A 16,822-nucleotide genomic window follows, 5' to 3' on the forward strand; every position below is an offset into this window, starting at 1 on the left:
AGCCATCTCTGCGTTGCAGCAAACATGGACTTAAACAGGTACGGATTTCTGCAGCTGCAGCACCAGGTCGCGGCTGGCCATCGCGGTGCCGTGCGAAGACTTGAGCGGGCGCAGGCGGTGCGCGCAGACCGGCACCAGCACGGCTTGCACGTCTTCCGGCATGACGTGGTCGCGGCCTTCCAGCGCGGCCCAGGCACGCGCCGCCTGCAGCAGGGCCAGCGCGGCGCGCGGGCTCAGGCCTTCGGCAAAGAAGCCGTTCTGGCGCGAAGCCTGCGCCAGCGCCTGGACGTAGTCGATCAGGGCCGGCGAGGCATGGATCTGGCGCAGCGACTGCTGTGCTGCAAAGAGTTCGGCCGGCGTCATGGCCGGCGCCAGGTGCTTGAGCATCTGGCGGCGGTCTTCGCCCATCAGCAGCGCGCGTTCGGCGGCAGCGTCGGGGTAGCCGAGCGAAATGCACATCAGGAAGCGGTCCAGCTGCGATTCCGGCAGCGGGAAGGTGCCGACCTGGTGGGTCGGGTTCTGCGTCGCGATCACGAAGAACGGTTCGGGCAGGGGGCGGGTCACGCCATCGGCCGAAACCTGGCGCTCTTCCATCGCCTCCAGCAGGCCGGACTGGGTCTTCGGCGTGGCGCGGTTGATTTCGTCGGCCAGCAGCACTTGCGTGAAGATCGGGCCCGGATGGAAGCTGAAAGCATTCAGCTCGCGTTCATAGATCGAAATGCCGGCCACGTCGGCCGGCAGCAGGTCGCTGGTGAACTGGATGCGGTTGAACTGCAGGCCCAGCGACAGCGCCAGGGCGTGCGACAACGTGGTCTTGCCGACGCCCGGCAAGTCTTCCAATAAAAGGTGGCCGCCGGCCAGCAGGCAGGTCAGGGACTGGCGCACTTGCAATTCCTTGCCGACGATGACCTGGCCAACCTGGCGTGCTACGGCGTGTAATTTGGTATACATGGTTTTGGTACTCATCCCGCCGCGTGGTAGATTAGTCGCATTCTATGCGAGAACGCGATTCATGAGCACAGCAATTTACAGCCATCCCGACTGCCGGCGCCACGAAATGGGCGATTGGCATCCAGAATGCCCGGCGCGCCTGCAAGCCATTGCCGACCAGTTGATCAACGCCCACATCGACGACCTGCTGGAACACCGCGAAGCCCCGCTGGCCGAGGAAGCTTCCATCGCACGCAACCACACTGCCAACGCCATCGCCATCGTGCGCGACCACCTGCCGGCTGCCGGCGACTACTACCCGATCGATGGCGACACTTCGCTCAACGCGCATAGCTGGAACTCGGCGCGGCGTGCGGCCGGCGCCGCGATTGCGGCCACCGATGCCGTGATTGACGGCGAAATCGACAATGCCTTCTGCGCCGTGCGCCCGCCGGGCCACCACGCGCGGCCGACCGAGCCGATGGGCTTCTGCCTGTTCAACAATGTGGCAATCGCCGTCAAGCATGCGCTCGACGTGCGCGGCCTGGAGCGCGTGGCGGTGGTCGATTTCGATGTCCATCACGGCAACGGCACCGAAGAAGCGCTGCTCGACGAGCCGCGCGCGCTGATGGTGAGCTTCTTCCAGCATCCCTTCTATCCGTATTGCGAAGTGCTGCCGGAAACGCCGAACCGCGTCAACGTGCCGGTGCCGGCCGGTTCCAAGGGCGACACGGTGCGCGCGCTGGTGCAGGAAAAGTGGCTGCCGGCGCTGCACGCGTTCAAGCCGCAGATGATCTTCATCTCCGCCGGCTTCGATGCCCACCGCGAGGACGACCTGGGCGGCATGGGCCTGGTGGAAGCCGATTACGCCTGGATGACGCAGCAAGTGATGGAGGTCGCGCGCCAGCACGCGCAAGGCCGCATCGTGAGCTGCCTGGAAGGCGGCTACAACCTGTCGGCCCTGGGCCGCAGCGTGGTGGCCCACGTAAAGGCCCTGGCCGAGATCTGACATGCTGTCGCTGCTGCTCGCGCTGGCCGGTGCCAGCGCTTTCCCCTATGAGTCGCTGGCCACCCCGGCCAGTTGCACCGTGCCCGAGTGGCCGCGCGAAGCCGTGCGCTACGAAATCGAAGGCACCACCACGCTGCAGTTCCAGGTCGGGCCCGACGGCGCCGTGCGCAATGCGCATGTGAAGCAGGGCAGCGGCTGGAGCATCCTGGACCAGGCGGCGCTGGCGGGCCTGGCGCGCTGCCGCTTCAAGCCCGGCCTGCTGGCGGCGCGCGAAGGCACGGTGTTCCCGCTGCAGTATGCGTGGACGCTGGAAGGCCCGGCGCCATTGCGGCCGGTTCTGATCCCGGGGAGCTGCAAGGCGGAGCCCCACATCGCCGGCTACGCCAACTTCGACCAGCAGGCGGAACTTCGCGCCGGCGTCAAGGTACGCTTCCTGGTCGGTTCCGACGGTGTGCCGCGCAATATCATTCCCGAACCGGGGCGCTATGCCCCACAGGTGGTGCGTGACGCAGTTGCCTACGTCGCCGGCTGCCGCTTCGGCATTGCACCTGGCGCCAGCGGCGAGCGCACCGATACCTCGTTTGGCAGGGTGCTGCTGAAGTAATCGTGCTATCAGCCGACCGAGGCGTTGGAGCTGCCAATCAGCTTGCATCCGCACTCAGTTTCGCAACCTTCCACCGCTACGGGAATTCCGCCGACTGTCAGTGACTCGTGGGCGGTGATGATCTTGTTGATCCCGTGTGGCTTGCCGCCCGGGTAGTGGTCCGGACAATCGACTGCGTCGCCTAGCCGTGCAATGGCCTTGCCGGCGATGTCGTGATCAGGCGAACCACTAATGACTTTGCCGTCATGGCTGGTTTTGTCGCCCACAGTGATGATTACTAAAGACATACTTCCCTTTCGAGGAAAACAGAACGCTTTTCCCGGACCGCATTGCTCGGGACGTGACGTGATCGCTGCATAGCTTGTTCAGCGGCATTGGGAGAGATATTTTGTCAGATGAGCGTAGGCCGCCGGAGGGTAGCTATGCATTCGGTGCGACAAGATGATTTCAATGTGGGTCAATTTAGCTGACCTGCGCATCGGCAGCATCCATTAGGTGCCACGTCAAATCCGTTGCTGGCAGGTCTAGTAGCCAGTCTTTGTCCGCTTGCGGGAAAGGCTGGCCTGCTGTGAGCCATGCCTGTCGCCAAGACTGATTGACGATGCTACTCAAAGCGTGATCTGGGTGCACCCACGGTTGCCAAGTGCCGGTGGCAGGACAAAGATCCTTGGCTGCGGCTGATTGGGCAAGAGGAAGCGGGGCGGTACGCGTAAGTCCGCTTGCCGCGCGTGGTGCGACCGAAGAGTGGTCGTGGCGGATGGTGTCCCAACGTTCCCATACCACGTCGCTGATCAAACGCCCGCCACCATTTGGCTGATAGAAGCGTTCGAAGGGCTCGTCCTGCAAGTACAGGCCTGGCGGGATAGCTGCCAGCGCTGCCTGGATCGTGGCATCCTGACCTGGCGCGGTAGGTTGCCAGTAGGCCGGAGCGGGCGCCAGCACTGCTGGGGCCTTGACTTCAGACTTGCGCAGCGTGAATTCGGCAGCCACGAAGTGTCGGCCTTTGAGTTGGGCCGCTGCGCTTGGTGGTGGTGCAACTGGTGGTGGATTCACACCCATCGCAGCTTTCAGCAAGGATTCTTTCTTGCCGTCCCAAGGAGGAAGTTTAGCTGGAGGCAGTGGCAAAATTTTGTCGAGGTTGGGGAACCGACGGTTGGGGTTAAAGCTCAAAGCATCACCAAGAATTCCATAGCGTTGCGCGCGACTCTTGTCAATTTGTGGTGGCAGCATCTTGGCTGGATCAAATGGCTCGCCGAATTCGATCTGCAATTTGTTAGCACAGTCTGCACAACCCAATTTGACCCCCTCGTGTAAAACCTTCAACGCACGTTCGTTGTTCTCTCGAGTTGGATTGCGGGCGATTTCGCGGTATTCGGACGCCAAGTAGTATGCCGCTGGACCGAAACCTTGTCCAAAGGCGCATTCGAGCATTTTTCTTCCAATAGGGATATTTGCCCAAAATCCATCCGCCGGACTGTCCCAAGTTGCCGTCAATTTCTCGCCAAGGAAAGTCATCGATTGTGGGTTACCCATTTCAGCTGCGCGCTGGAAAAATGAATACGCTTTGGTGGCGTCACTGTCGACTCCTGTGCCATTCATGTAATAAACACCCATGCGATCAAAGGCAGCAGGTACTCCGAGCTGCATCGCGTCTTCGACTAGCTTGATTGCATCTTGCGCGCCGTATTGGGGATCACGTTTTTCTAGGTAAAGGCTGGCCAGATTAAGCATCGCTTTCCAGTGATGTCGCTCGGCGGCCTGCCTCGTCAGCGCAACGATTTGTTTGTAATCACGGTCGTCTACGTAGATGGACGGGTCTTCGAGTTCAATGGCTTTTTTCAACCACGCATCGGCTTGCGCATCAATTGGGGGCAACTTATCAGCCTCGACCGTGCAAGTGAAATCTGGGCGGTGAGGGTTAAAAAGTGGAAGTTCTTGACTTCGCGGGCGGCTGTCATGTGTCATTTTGCAAGCGAATAACGTGAAACATAAGAATGCGAGCGCAGCAAGCGCCCTTAATCGTTGAAAGTTCTGTAGTAGTAGCATGACTAACTAAAACGAATTGTTGAACTGCGATTGTCACTGAAAGGAAGCAGGAAGCCGGTCATGCCTTGCCTCTTTGACTTCTGTATTTTGTTTGTCTTCATCAAATCGGCCCATTTCTTAAATGCTGAAGTAATCTCTTCCGCCGTGCCGTTCCCTCCTGATACTACGTCACCGCTATGCATCTTAAATATGCGCTGCCTCAATTCCGTCGCATGTCGCGGATCGTCGCTCGCGATATTGATCTCGCTGTCGACCGCCATGCTGCGCTGGTTTAAGTTGGCGCTGCCCAACGTGAAGAAACTGTCGTCAACTAACAGCAGCTTTGAATGGATGTAGATTTCGCGATAGCGCCAATGACCTTTGTCGACGCCGCTTGTTTGTAACATGGCAGTGCTCACCCTCAGGCCGAATTGATCTTCCAACATTTTCAGACTAGGCTTGCTGATGGTATTCGCGTACTGCACCACTTCAGGCGGCGGGGCCGGGCCTAAGTCGCGGGCGCCGGCTCGGGTGACTACGATGTGGCGTTTTGGGTTTTCATTGGCGTCTTTGATCAGCTTGCCTTGACCGGTCATGCCATCTTGTTGACCGAGTACGGCAAGGGTGTCGTAGGTGCGGGGAACCATCTGCGCGCGCTCGGGGGCCGGGATGACGATGAATACATGCATGTGGGGCATTTCTTCCATGCTTTTGCCGGCTTTTGCGCGGGCACGGTTCCAGGCGGCGACCACGCTTTTGCGCTTTTCGAGCAGGCGGCGCGACCAGTCTTCATATTGGAAGTACTGGTTCTCCATATACAAATAGCCACCGCCGAGGGCGGCGATATCGGTGGCCTGGAAATAGACCTCTTTGATCGTCATGTCACCATTTTCTTCGGGTTGGGTGCGTACGATCTGGACGGTAGAATCGTCGGGCCTTGCCGGGCGCGCCAAGCGGGCGGGCGGGGCACTGCAGCCATCTTGCCAGCTCGTGCAGGCGCGTTCCGCTGCGCGCGTTCGGTCGTCGACGGCGCGATCCCAAGCAGTGACAAAATTCTTGTACAGGCAGTGCAAGGCAGCGCCTTCAACACGGCACGCGTAGTCCTGGTAGGGCTTTAGCGTGGCAAAGCCTTGGTCAGGATTAACTATTGCAGTGCCGTCGGCAGCGCTAAGTTGCACGGCCTCCTCGGCTTCTTTCTCGCCCCCACATTCGCGGCGAGAGTCTTCCAGCAAGTGTGCCGTGGTACACCAGTAGTCGGTGACGGAGTTGAGGCCCATAACGTATCCGACAGCTTTCGCCCCTTCATTGTAGGCGTAATCGATCAGGATCGGTTTCTGGTGGTGGGTGCCGCCGTGCACCAGGAGCGCACGTTCGACTTCGCCATCGCGCAGCCTGCCGGGTTTCAGCCTTTCCATGCCAAGGGCGGAGTTGATGGCACTCGCATCTCCTGTACGGACCCGAACTTTAATCAGGCCCAGCAAGCCATGCATCGCCGCCTTGTACCAGCTGCAGCAATATTCGGTGCGCGCATCGGAGTGAATGTTCTCCTGCTTGAGTCTGCTGAAGAAGCCGGGGTCCTTCTGCGCAGCCTGGCGCCGCGCCAGGCTATTTGCAGCGCTAAAGTGTTCCCTGTCGACCCGGTCATCGGTCCAGGGATCATTGTCGTGTGAATAGCCCGGCATGTTTTTTTGCAGCCAACTTCCAATGGTGTCGTGCCAAATTAGCAGACGAACTGTGACGCCACGTTTGGCCGCCGCGATTAGCAGGTCGCCGTAGGTAGGTCCTCGTGGCCAGGTTTTCCCCGTGCGCACCAGTTCCATGCCGGGGTCGAAGCCCCAGCACACCAGGTCGATGCTCTGTTGGGCGGCTGCGATTTCTGCTGCGATGTCGGCGAACCCTTCCTGGCCGCAGATGAACAACTTAAGTTGATTGTTGTGCGTGATCGGATGGCTTGCCGCGCCTTTTTTGTTGCGATTTTCGGCAAACCATTGCACTGAACCATTGGCGGTGCGGTTTGTTTCGCAAATGTGCGAGGTTTCAGTTCGTTTGATCGGATCGGTCATGAATTGCTTGAATTACTCTGTCAGATGGTGCCGGTTTAAACATAGGTGCGGCTTTGCGCTTCGCCGTCGAGGGCGCGTGAACCGCGATTGGAAAGCGTTTGTTCCGCATGGGCGGCGTCGCCCGCCTGGGCCAATTGCTCTCTGACGGCCACCACGAACTCTTCGCCGGTCGGCAGTTTGACTTTATATTGCGGCGTTCCTGGCTCGTGATCGATGACGATGCGGCCGAACTCGTCGCTGAGGCCATCCTCGACCTTGGCGTCGCCCTTGTACAGCTCGTAGGGGACGTTGGCGAAAGGCCGGCCGCCGGCGCGCGATCGAATGGTGTAGTGCAATTGCTCTGGTGTGGGCTTGAGGTCCTTGTCAACCAAGGTTGGCGGTGTCGCGTTTTGCGGCCCCACGAGGCTATGTTTTGCGGCGTGGGCGACGAAGTCCCCATTGGTACCATGCTCAATGCCACCGGCTTTATAGATGCTGTAGCTACCCCCGCCGATGATTTTCAGTTCTTCCTTGGCACTGATGGTGATGCGATTGGCAGTCATGCTGATATCGAGTTTGGCGAGCATGTGGATGTTGTGCTTCAGTGCCTGAATGTCGATATCGCCGCTGTAGGCTAGCAGTTTCATGCCCAAGTTCTCGACGAAGAGGCGGAAAGTCTGTTTGACGCTGGCGAACAGGCTGCCGCCGCTGGCGAGCGACAAATTTTTGCCGGTCGTCAAGGCGGTATCCTGGTCGCTGGCGATGTGCGTGGACTGGGCGGTTGTTGTTGCGATGCCAGCGGGGCTGGCCAGCACCAGCAAGGGCTTGCTCAGTTCCGGGAAGGGGCCACTGCCACCCCGGATGGCGTCGTTTTGCTGCTGGATGCCAGCCGCCACGATGGCTTGTTGCTGTGCTTCCTGGGCGCCAGCCTGCTGCGCCAGGTCAGCCAGCGCGGCATGGTTTTCGCTCGCCACGTCCAGTCGCCGGGCGGATTCACCCATGTCCTTCACCGTGCCGCGCGCGCGCTCGCGCGCTTCGGTCGAAACCAACATGCCGAGACCGGCCCGGATTACGCCCCAAGCACCGGTGGCGAGTTCGAACCCTTCGCCACGCGTATCTTTGCGTCCGGCATTGTCTTCGATGCGGGTGATCTGGCCGAGGCTGAGTTGGCTGTGCTGGTGATCGCTTTTGAGCTGAGCCTGGATGCTCTGGTAGGTGTCATCGAGGATCAGGTGGTTGCTGCGTCCGCCGGCCTGGTTGCCGCCGCCCGGTGCCAGCTCGCGGCTGCGCATGCCGGTCAGCGCTTGTTGTTCGGGCAGCTTCCACGCCGGCATATTGTCCTGGTTGCTGACGGCTCCCATGATGATGGGGCGGTCAGGTGAACCATCCAGCCACTGCACAACGACTTCGCTTCCGACCCTTGGCGTCGCGGGGCTGCCCAGTTGGCTGCCTGTCCATGGATTGACGACCCTGATCCAGGCCGAGCTGCGGTCGTCGTGCTGGCCAATCCGGTCCCAATGGAATTGCACGCGGACCCGTCCAAATTCGTCGACGTGGATGCTGTCGTTTCCGTTTGGCCCGACCACCGTCGCTGTCTGTGGCGCAAAGATTTTGGTGTCGATGCTGTTGAAGCTGCGTCCTGGCCGCCATGGAATCATCTTGCGGATGCAGCTCAGGCTATTTGCATACTCGACGGCGTACTCAGGCTCTTGCAAGTAATTATTGGTGGCTATGTGGCGAACCTGAAGAACCAGGAACTCGTTCTGGTTCGAGGTGGCGTTGCCGAAATCCGCAGTGTCATCGAAATGGCCGGTCAAATGGAAGGCGCGACCAGGCATCATGAAGCGGTTGTTACCAGCACCGTCAAAGTGCTTGCCAAGCGCTTCCATCTCTTGCATGCGCAAGGTTGCCAGACCATCGCCGTCCTGGTCTTTGAACCCGTAAGCGCCGGTGTATTCGTAAGATTCGATATCCAGCACCGCGCCTTGCTTGTTCAAGGTGGGAGCAGTGCTTTGCATTTGCGGGCTTTGCAAAGGGTTCTTGAAATCGTACTGGGACAAGCGGACGCTGCCCGGCATAACCTGGCGTGTGGGCGACCATTCGCCTATGCCGTCTTCTTCGGTGGCGCCGCCGTGGCGCTGGAAGGGGGCACTGCCGCTGCCGTCGATGGGGGCGGCAGCCGTGGAGTCGTCCGTCAGGATCAGCTTATGGCCGGTGCTGCTGTGCTCATACCAGTAAAGCAGGCCAGCAGCCTCCCATCGGCGGCTGAGGTAATTGTGGTCGCTTTCGGCAAACTGGCAGGCGTCTGTCATTTGCGGATCCATTCCGGCGACGCGCCAGTCCCAGTCGGGGAGGGCACCGTAGCTGCCCAGGATGGTTTCTGTCTGGCCGTGCAGGTTCTTGTTGTGGAAGAGGTAACTATTCTTACGCAGGCTCAGGTATTTCAGCCAGGGACCGAGCTGAGCCTCGTAAAATGCCACCGCTCCGTCGGTCCGCTTCAGGCGGAATGCAAAGCAGTAACCTGTGAAATAGCGCAGAGTGCCATCGCCCCCGACCAATTCGATGCAAAGGAGCTTTCCTTGAAGTTGTTTGAGTTCCAGGGTGGCGCTGCCTGAGAGGAGTTCGACAGTAAATTCGAAGTCCCGCGACAGGCCCTCGTCCGCGTCGAGGCGGTTTACCAGCAGTTGCGCGGCAGGGCCGTCTTTATGCGGGAAAGCCAGGCGCAAAATACGGTTGTGTTGAGGGGTACTAATGAGTTCCCTGAAACTCTGGATGAACTTACTCATGCATTTTCGGCCCAACCACGAAGGATTGGTGTTGCAAATTGACAATAGTTACAAACTTTACCACATTATCAAAAATCTTCGGGATGGGCGGCGGGCAATCGTGTGAGCCCAAGTGTATGTGGGTAAAAGGCTGTGGCGCCATGTAAAATAGCGGATTGTTTATTCGATTTTTAGGGCAAGAGCATGTCTATCCAATGGTTCCCCGGGCATATGAACGCCGCCAAGAAAAAGGCGGCGGAACAGATGGCCGACGTCGACGTCGTCATCGAAGTGGTTGACGCGCGCCTGCCTGCGGCCAGCTGCAATCCTCTTGTGGAAGAGCTGCGCAAATTCCGCTCGCGCCCTTGCCTGAAGATCCTGAACAAGATCGACCTGGCCGATCCCGATGCCACCGCGGCCTGGATTCGCCATTTCGAGCAGGACAAGACCGTCACTGCCTACGCGATGACGACCAAGAAGCCGTCCGACGTAGCCAAGGTGATCGCCAAGGCGCGCAAGCTGGCGCCGCACCGCAATGAGCCGACCAAGCCATTGCGCATGATGATCATGGGAATTCCCAACGTCGGCAAGTCGACCCTGATGAACGCGCTGCTCAAGCGCCGCGTGGCGAAGGTGGGCGACGAGCCGGCCGTCACCAAGCAGCAGCAGAAGATCTACCTGGATATGGAAACGGTGCTGATCGATACGCCGGGCCTGCTGTGGCCGAAGATCGAGATGCCGTCCGACGGCATGGCGCTGGCGGCCTCGCACGCGATCGGCGCCAACGCGCTGATCGAGGAAGAAGTGGCTGTTTGGCTGGCGGAAGAACTGTTGAAGCGCTATCCGGAATTGCTCAAGGCGCGCTACAAGGCCGACGTGTCGGCGATGGATGGCGTGGCGCTGATCGAACGCGTGGCGCAATTGCGCAGCTACCGCTTGAAGGGCGGCGACTGGGATTTCGAGAAGGCGTCGCATATGCTGCTGCAGGACTACCGCAGCGGCGCACTGGGTCGCATTTCGCTGGAAACGCCGGCCACCCGTGCCGAAGCGCTGGCGGTCCACGCGGAGGCCGAGCGCATCAAGGCGGAAGAGGCGGAGCGCAAGGCCGCCGAGAAGGAAGCCGAGCGCATGAAGGGCAAGCGCGGGACCTGAAACCGGCAAACCCGGGTCAGACCCACAGGGTCAGACCCGCCTGCTCACCTGCAAACTGGAAAGTCTCCAGCAGCAGCTGATTTGACCGGGTCAGACCCTTGGGTCTGACCCTGGTTTACCGGTTTTAGCCAAGCTTAAAGCTGGACACCGCCAGCGCCCCCATGAAACGGTCTTCGTGATACACCACTTCGGCGGCTGCATCCTCGGCCGCACCCACCACCACCATCAAAGGCAGCAAATGCTCTTCGCGCGGATGCGCCATGCGCGCGGCAGGCGCCCGTTCCCATTCCAGCAAGCGCGCCGTGCGTTCACCCGGTGCTGCCGCCATGGTCTCGCGCAACCACGCATCGAACAGGCGTGAAGCCTCTGCGCCAGCGGCGTTGAACGCGCGCAGGTTGTGGAAACTCAGGCCGCTGCCGACGACCAAAATACCCTCGTCGCGCAAAGGACGCAGCAAGCGGCCAATCTCCAGGTGCTCCGCCGGATCCAGCCCGTGGCGCAGCGAAAGCTGCACGATCGGCACATCGGCTTCAGGAAAGGCGGGATACATGGCGCTGAACGTCCCATGGTCGAAACCGCGCTCCGGATCGAGGCGCGCCCGCCCGGCAAGCAGTCCTGCCACGCGTTCGGCCAGTTCCGGCGAGCCGGGGGCGGGGTACTGGATCTGGTAGGTATGCGGCGGAAAGCCGCCGTAGTCGTAGATCATCGGCGGCCTGGCCGACGATGAAACGAGGAAGTCGCGTCCCTCCCAATGGGCGGTGACGACCAGCAGGGCCTTCGGCTTGCCGCCGGCCTGGCGCGGCAAGTCGCGCAGCGATGCATCGAGTTGGTCGTAAGCGTTGCCGAACTGGTCACGCATCCAGGGCCATGGGCCGCCGCCGTGGGACAGGAAGAAGGTGGGCAAGGTAGTCATGCCCACCAATATACTCTGGTCAGCGATTCGTTGCAGACAGCGACATCAGCGCAAACAGGCGGGCGGCGCGCATCCACGCCATCGCCAGGGCGATCAGCTGTGCCAGCACGAACGCAGCTACCAATAGCGCGGCATTGCTGCCGGCCACATTCAGCCGTGCCACTGCCAGCACGGCCGCCAGCAGCAGGCCGCCCGCAGTCAGCGCCGTGTAGGCGCCCAGCATGGCCACGGGCCGGCGCAAGAGAAGCTTGACGCCCCGCCACCAGGCCTTGACGGCAGACGTGCGGCGGCGGTCGATCGCCAATTGGGCGCGCCCGGCATCGAGCGTCAGGTTGGTCAGCGCCACCAGCAGGGCTGTGACGACCGTGGCTGCCAGCTGCCAGCGTGCCGCATCGGCTTCCAGTACTGCCTTGCCGGCATAGTTCTCGGCAGCTTCCGCCAGCGCACCGCCCAGTGCAAACGCCACGCCCAGCGGCACGATCGCCCACAGCAGCATGCGGAACATGCGCGGGTATTCGGCGACCCCGCCTGCGCACAGTTCGCGCAAGGTGGCGGTTTGCTGCGCACGGCCGGCAGTGACGATGGCGCTGGTCAGGAACGGCGACAGAAGCAGGGTCAGGACCAAGGCAGCGATGCCGCCGGCTTGCAGCGAAACGGCGTTGCGCCGCAGTTCGGCGGATATGTCGGTGAAAGCGAGGCCGTCGAGCGCGCGCGCCAGTTCGGGGGCGCGCACCGAGTTGTCCAGCAGCGGCGCCAGGCTATTCCAGATGGGCAGGGCCAGCAGGGCTGTCGGCAGCAGCATGGCGATCAGCCAGATCAGCATCAGGCGCCATTGCAGGGCGGCGCGGGCGGCGTGTTTGAGGTTGGTTGTCAGCTTCATACAGTGGCGATGAAAGAGAGCAGGGTCTGGATGATGGCGGCCAGGTCGAAGGTCCAGCGGCGCGACGCGCTGCCGTCCTTCTTCAGGGTGCGGCTGTCATCGAGCTTGCTGACGTCGAGCAGGTGTTTGCCCTCAGGGTCGAGCTGGGCGGATACCGCTTTCACGGGCTTGGTCCACTCGTAGGTATGCCAGCGCTGTTCGCCGCCCCAGAACACGGTCTCCTTGGTGCCATCGGCGAAGGTGACCACCAGTGTTTGCAAGACATCGGCGCCGCGCCGGCGCACGGTGACCCGTGTCAGGTAGGGGAACGGGCCGGTGCCCGGCTTGGCTTCCGGGTTGGCCTTTTCCCATGCATCGCGCAGCTGTTCGACGTGCTGGTCGACCTGCTCTTCGCTCAAGTCGGCAAGCTTGCCGCCCTTCATTTGCCGGCCCGGCAGTGGCAGCACCTCGTCGCTGCTGAAGGAGGAAATGCGGTCATCCACGCGCGTGGTGGCGTAGACCTGCTGCGCGAAGACGGTTTCCACCAGCTGGCGCTGGCCGCTGACTTCTGCCAGCGTCTCACGGAAATCAGCCACGCTTGGGTGGCGGAATTTCCAGCGGCGGTAATACTCCTTGAAGGCGCGCTCCATGGTTTCCTTGCCCAGCTGCGCTTCCAGGTCATGCATGACCAGGGTGGTGCGCGAGTACACCGGGCCAATGCCTTGCAGGCGGGTATAGGCATTCTGGCCCAGCGGATCGGAGGGCTCGTCGCGCGGCGTGCCCTGGCGTTCGAACTCGAAGCCCTTGATGGTGGGCGCAAATCCGATCGCTCGCAGGAACGGCGTCGTGAGGTAGGCCTTGCGGCCCGTATCGCGCAGCATGCGCTGGTTCCAGTACTCGTTCAGGCCTTCGTCCAGCATCGGCTCTTCGAACTCGTTGCTGGCGAGGATGCCGTAGAAGTAGCCATGGCCGAATTCGTGAATGGTGACGAAATCCAGCGCCGCCGATGCGAACGTGCCCGGCTTCAGGCCGGCGAAGTTGTCGACAGTGAAGAAGGTGGGGTACTCCATGCCGCCCGCTTCGCTGGCGTTATGCGGAGGAATGACCACCGTCACGGTCTTGTATGGATAGGGGCCGAGGGTCTTCGAGAAGTAGTCCAGCGAATCCTTGGTGGCCTGCAAGGCAGGCGCCGCGTTGGATGCGAATTCCGGCGGATAAAGCACGGTGATCTTCACTTGCGGGCTGCCGGGCCCGGTCCAGGTGCCGGTCAGCGGTGCCGCAGTGCGCTTGTCGGCGGTCCACGCGAAATCGTGCACGTCGCCCTGCACGAAATGGTGGGTCAGCTTGCCGTCCTTTTCCTGCGGTGCGCCCTGCAGTTCGCCGGTGGCTCCCACGGTATATTCCCTGGGGACGGTGAGCTTGACGTCATAGCTGCCAAAGTCCGCGTAATACTCGGATTCCGCGTGGTATTCATGCGCGTTCCAGCGCACCGCGGTGGCGCCCCGTTCGCCCGGCAGTTCCAGCACGGCGATCTTGGGGAACCATTGCGCCACCAGGTGGAAGCTGTCGAAGTAGCCGCTGCGCGCCATCACGCGCGGAAGCTGGTCGAAAAAGGCGATATCGAGCGTGGTGCTGGCGCCCGCTGCGACAGCCTGCGGCAGGTCAAGGCGCACCACGGTCTGGTCGGCCGCCGGGCCGCCGTCGGGATGCACGAAAGTCCACGGCACCTTGGCGCCGCCTTGCTGCACGCTGCGCAATTCCGTGTAGCCCCATTCTCCATCTTTGCTCAGGGCGCTGTTGCGAATGCCGCTGCCGGTTTTGCGCTCCTCGGTGTGGAAGGTGCTGTAGCCGTTCTGGAAGGCATTCAGGTACAGGTGCAGGTAGACGCTGCGCACCGGTTCGGCGCTGCGGTTGCGCCAGGTCAGGCGCTGCTTGCCGTCGATGGTGTGCTTGACCGGATCCAGGCTGGCTTCGATCTGGTAGTCCACCACGCGGTCGGACAACGTGGCCTCCTGGCCGGTGCGGATGCCGCCCCAGGCGCCGGGAGCGCTGGGCTGCATGACGGCGGCCGCCTTGGCTGGCGCCAGTGCGATGCCGCTACCGGCTTCCGGCACGGTGGCGGACGTCGCGCCACCGGCCCACAGGCTGGCCTGGACCGCGACCCCGCCCAACAGGGCGGCCGCGGCCAAAAGGTGAGTGATGCGCATAAGACTCCATTGGGTTTTTTGCAACACCAAAATATAGCCCGGGTGGCGGCCGATTGCCAAACTTTTATGCCAACTTTAACCGGCGTATAATGGCGGCGCCTTGGTGCCCGCCTCCTGTTCGTGGAGGCAGTTAAACGGGAAACGCAATGTGCTGCCCCCGCAACGGTACGCAAGCGCCGTCATTGAGACGGCAGGCCGCGCCAATTAGCCACTGCTGCTGCAGGAAGGTGGCCCGGTCAGTCTTGCCAGCCCGGATACCGGCCAGGGAGGTGGAAGCGCGCCCGCGCAGGGTTCGTCTTCTGTGGATTCCGGCTGCGGGGACGCAGGCGGATACTCTTTCTACTGATTTGCCATGACCTTCATCACTTCGCGCTGCGCCGTTGCCGCAGCGGTTGCCCTGTGCTTTGCCGCAGCGGCCCAAGCCCAATCGAACACCGTTGTCGTTTCCGGCTCCCGCTTCGCCAGCGATCCGTCGCTGCTGCCGATCGGCGCCACCACCATCACCGCGGCCGACATCCGCCGCGCCGGCGTGTCCGACGTCAACCAGGCGATCCGCAAGATCGGCGGCGTGTACGGCCGCCAGAGCCTGACCGGCAGCCCCGACTTCGGCCTCGACCTGCGTGGCTTCGGCACCAACAGCGACCAGAACGTGGTGATTGTGCTGGATGGCGTGCGCCTGAACGAAAACGAGCTGTCCAGCGCAACCCTGTCCACCATTCCGATCGACATGGTGGAGCGCATCGACATCATGCGCGGCGGCGCCAGCGTGCTGTATGGCGAAGGCGCCACCGGCGGCGTGATCCAGATCACCACCAAGCGCCCGCAAGCCGGCGAGCGCAGCGGCAATATGTTCACTGAGCTGGGCCAGTTTGACAGCGGCGAGGTGCGCGCCAGCGTGGCACAGGGCTTCGACGGCTTTGCCTTCGACGCGTCGGCCGGCCACCAGCGCTCCGACAACTACCGCGACAACAATGAATTCAAGCAGTCGCGCCTTAACGGCGGCGTGAAGTTCAGCACCGGCGTGGGCAGCTTCTCGCTGCGTGCCGACATCGCGCGCCAGGACCAGCGCTTCGCCGGCAGCCTGACGGAAGCGCAATTCAACGCCAATCCGCGCCAGACCCTGACCCCGAACGATTTCGGCAAGCTCGATAGCGACCGCTATACCGCCGCCTGGGAGCACAAGGTAGGCGCTTTCGACCTGGCTGCGGAGCTGTCGCATCGCAAGAAGGAAGCGGAAGCCACTTACTTCAGTCCATGGGGCGTTTCCAGCTCCGCCTACGACACGAAGCAGACCCAGTTCTCGCCGCGCGTGCGCCACCTTGGCCAGTTCGACGGCATGCTGAATGAACTGGTCGCCGGCTTTGACTTCGGCCGCTGGAACCGCGTCACCACCGCGTCCTTCTCCGCCGCCGACGCCAGCCAGCGCAGCAAGGCTTTCTACCTGCGCGACGAAATGAAGTTCTCCGGCCCGCAGCAATTCCGCCTGGCCGCCGGCGTGCGCCGCGAACTGTTCGACAAGGATTCGATCGATCCAGTGCCATTCACCACCGCCACCTACAGCGTGAAGCAAGCCAACAACGCCTGGGAAGTGCAGGGCAGCATGCTTGCCGCGCCGGGCCTGACAGCGTGGGCCAAGATTGGCCAGAGCTACCGCGTCGCCAACTCCGACGAGAACGGCTTCACTCCGCAGGCCAACAAGCCGCTGGAAACCCAGACTTCGCACGATGTTGAAATCGGCCTTGGTTATGCGCAGGGCGCCGCCAAGCTTGACGCGCGCATTTTCCGCCACAACCTGGACAACGAGATCTATTACGACCCGACCGCAGGCATGTTCGGCGCCAACACCAACCTGGCGCCAACCCAGCGCAAGGGCTTCGAGCTCGATGGCAGCTACCGCTTCGCGCCGGAATGGCAGGTGCAGGGCCACTTCCAGCAGGTGGATGCCGAGTTCCGCTCCGGTCCGAACGCCGGCCGCGAACTGGCGCTGGTGCCGAAGAACATCCTGACCGTGCGCCTGGCCTGGCTGCCGTCCGACGGCCAGAGCGCCGACATCGGCGTGCAGCGCGTCGGCAAACAGCGCTACGGCAGCGATTTCGACAACAGCTGCGACGCCCGCATGCCGGCGTACACCGTGGTCGATGGCCGCTACGCGCGCAAGTTCGGCCAATGGGAACTGGCTGTGACCGCGCTGAACATGTTCGACAAGGAGCATTTCAGCCAAGCATTCAGCTGCCGCGCAGGCATCTACCCGAACAGTGGCCGTCAACTGAAAGTATCGGCACGCTACGACTTTTAAGCGCTTAAAACAGGCTTAAA

12 protein-coding genes and 1 riboswitch are annotated in these 16,822 nt (G+C 61.8%); of the genes, 4 read left to right on the plus strand and 8 right to left on the minus strand.

Annotation, left to right across the window (positions count from 1 at the left end; all coding sequences use genetic code 11):
- Positions 1-30 precede the first annotated feature (30 nt).
- Entirely contained in the window at positions 31-951 is a 921-nt protein-coding gene (locus ACN9MY_RS10490; protein WP_426322228.1) for an AAA family ATPase, read from the minus strand.
- A gap of 61 nt (positions 952-1,012) precedes the next feature.
- On the opposite strand from ACN9MY_RS10490, the gene ACN9MY_RS10495 reads away from it, so the two are divergent.
- Entirely contained in the window at positions 1,013-1,939 is a 927-nt protein-coding gene (locus tag ACN9MY_RS10495) for a histone deacetylase family protein (RefSeq protein WP_426322230.1), read from the plus strand.
- A gap of 1 nt (position 1,940) precedes the next feature.
- A complete protein-coding gene (locus ACN9MY_RS10500) occupies positions 1,941-2,543 on the plus strand; it encodes an energy transducer TonB (RefSeq protein WP_426170447.1) in 603 nt (200 codons plus the stop codon).
- An 8-nt stretch (positions 2,544-2,551) separates the two neighbouring features.
- Here the strand turns inward: ACN9MY_RS10500 and ACN9MY_RS10505 are convergent, their stop codons facing one another.
- From ACN9MY_RS10505 to ACN9MY_RS10520, 4 genes are all read right to left on the minus strand, one after another.
- The gene (locus ACN9MY_RS10505; RefSeq protein WP_426170448.1) at positions 2,552-2,830 is read right to left on the minus strand and encodes a PAAR domain-containing protein; all 279 of its coding nucleotides are present in this window, start codon (positions 2,828-2,830) and stop codon (positions 2,552-2,554) included.
- 175 nt (positions 2,831-3,005) lie between these two features.
- Positions 3,006-4,508 (minus strand): tetratricopeptide repeat protein, encoded by a 1,503-nt coding sequence (locus ACN9MY_RS10510; RefSeq protein ID WP_426337280.1) that lies wholly within the window; start codon positions 4,506-4,508, stop codon positions 3,006-3,008.
- Between the two features lie 83 nt (positions 4,509-4,591).
- Positions 4,592-6,631: a phospholipase D-like domain-containing protein gene (locus tag ACN9MY_RS10515; protein WP_426337281.1), complete on the minus strand. Its 2,040-nt coding sequence runs from the start codon at positions 6,629-6,631 to the stop codon at positions 4,592-4,594.
- A gap of 35 nt (positions 6,632-6,666) precedes the next feature.
- Positions 6,667-9,396 carry a type VI secretion system Vgr family protein gene (locus ACN9MY_RS10520; RefSeq protein WP_426337282.1) on the minus strand — a complete coding sequence of 910 codons (2,730 nt, stop codon included), beginning with the start codon at positions 9,394-9,396 and terminating at the stop codon, positions 6,667-6,669.
- 183 nt (positions 9,397-9,579) lie between these two features.
- Here ACN9MY_RS10520 and ylqF point away from each other — a divergent pair, with 183 nt between their 5' ends.
- A complete protein-coding gene (gene ylqF / locus ACN9MY_RS10525) occupies positions 9,580-10,527 on the plus strand; it encodes a ribosome biogenesis GTPase YlqF (protein ID WP_426322239.1) in 948 nt (315 codons plus the stop codon).
- A gap of 124 nt (positions 10,528-10,651) precedes the next feature.
- On the opposite strand, the gene ACN9MY_RS10530 is transcribed toward ylqF, so the two are convergent.
- From ACN9MY_RS10530 to ACN9MY_RS10540, 3 genes are read right to left on the minus strand one after another with little or no spacing between them, the layout of a single operon-like run.
- Positions 10,652-11,440 (minus strand): DODA-type extradiol aromatic ring-opening family dioxygenase, encoded by a 789-nt coding sequence (locus ACN9MY_RS10530; protein ID WP_426322241.1) that lies wholly within the window; start codon positions 11,438-11,440, stop codon positions 10,652-10,654.
- A gap of 19 nt (positions 11,441-11,459) precedes the next feature.
- The gene (locus tag ACN9MY_RS10535) at positions 11,460-12,320 is read right to left on the minus strand and encodes a hypothetical protein (RefSeq protein WP_426322243.1); all 861 of its coding nucleotides are present in this window, start codon (positions 12,318-12,320) and stop codon (positions 11,460-11,462) included.
- The gene (locus tag ACN9MY_RS10540; protein WP_426337283.1) at positions 12,317-14,506 is read right to left on the minus strand and encodes a M1 family metallopeptidase; all 2,190 of its coding nucleotides are present in this window, start codon (positions 14,504-14,506) and stop codon (positions 12,317-12,319) included. The genes ACN9MY_RS10535 and ACN9MY_RS10540 overlap by 4 nt, the downstream gene beginning before the upstream one ends.
- Before the next feature lie 84 nt (positions 14,507-14,590).
- A riboswitch (cobalamin riboswitch) is annotated at positions 14,591-14,786 on the plus strand.
- Positions 14,787-14,858: 72 nt separating this feature from the next.
- Here ACN9MY_RS10540 and ACN9MY_RS10545 point away from each other — a divergent pair.
- Complete coding sequence (locus tag ACN9MY_RS10545) at positions 14,859-16,802, plus strand: TonB-dependent receptor (protein ID WP_426322247.1); 1,944 nt, start codon at positions 14,859-14,861, stop codon at positions 16,800-16,802.
- Positions 16,803-16,822: the final 20 nt, after the last annotated feature.

The sequence above is a fragment of the Pseudoduganella sp. R-31 genome (assembly GCF_049913235.1).
Taxonomy (GTDB): domain Bacteria; phylum Pseudomonadota; class Gammaproteobacteria; order Burkholderiales; family Burkholderiaceae_D; genus Rugamonas.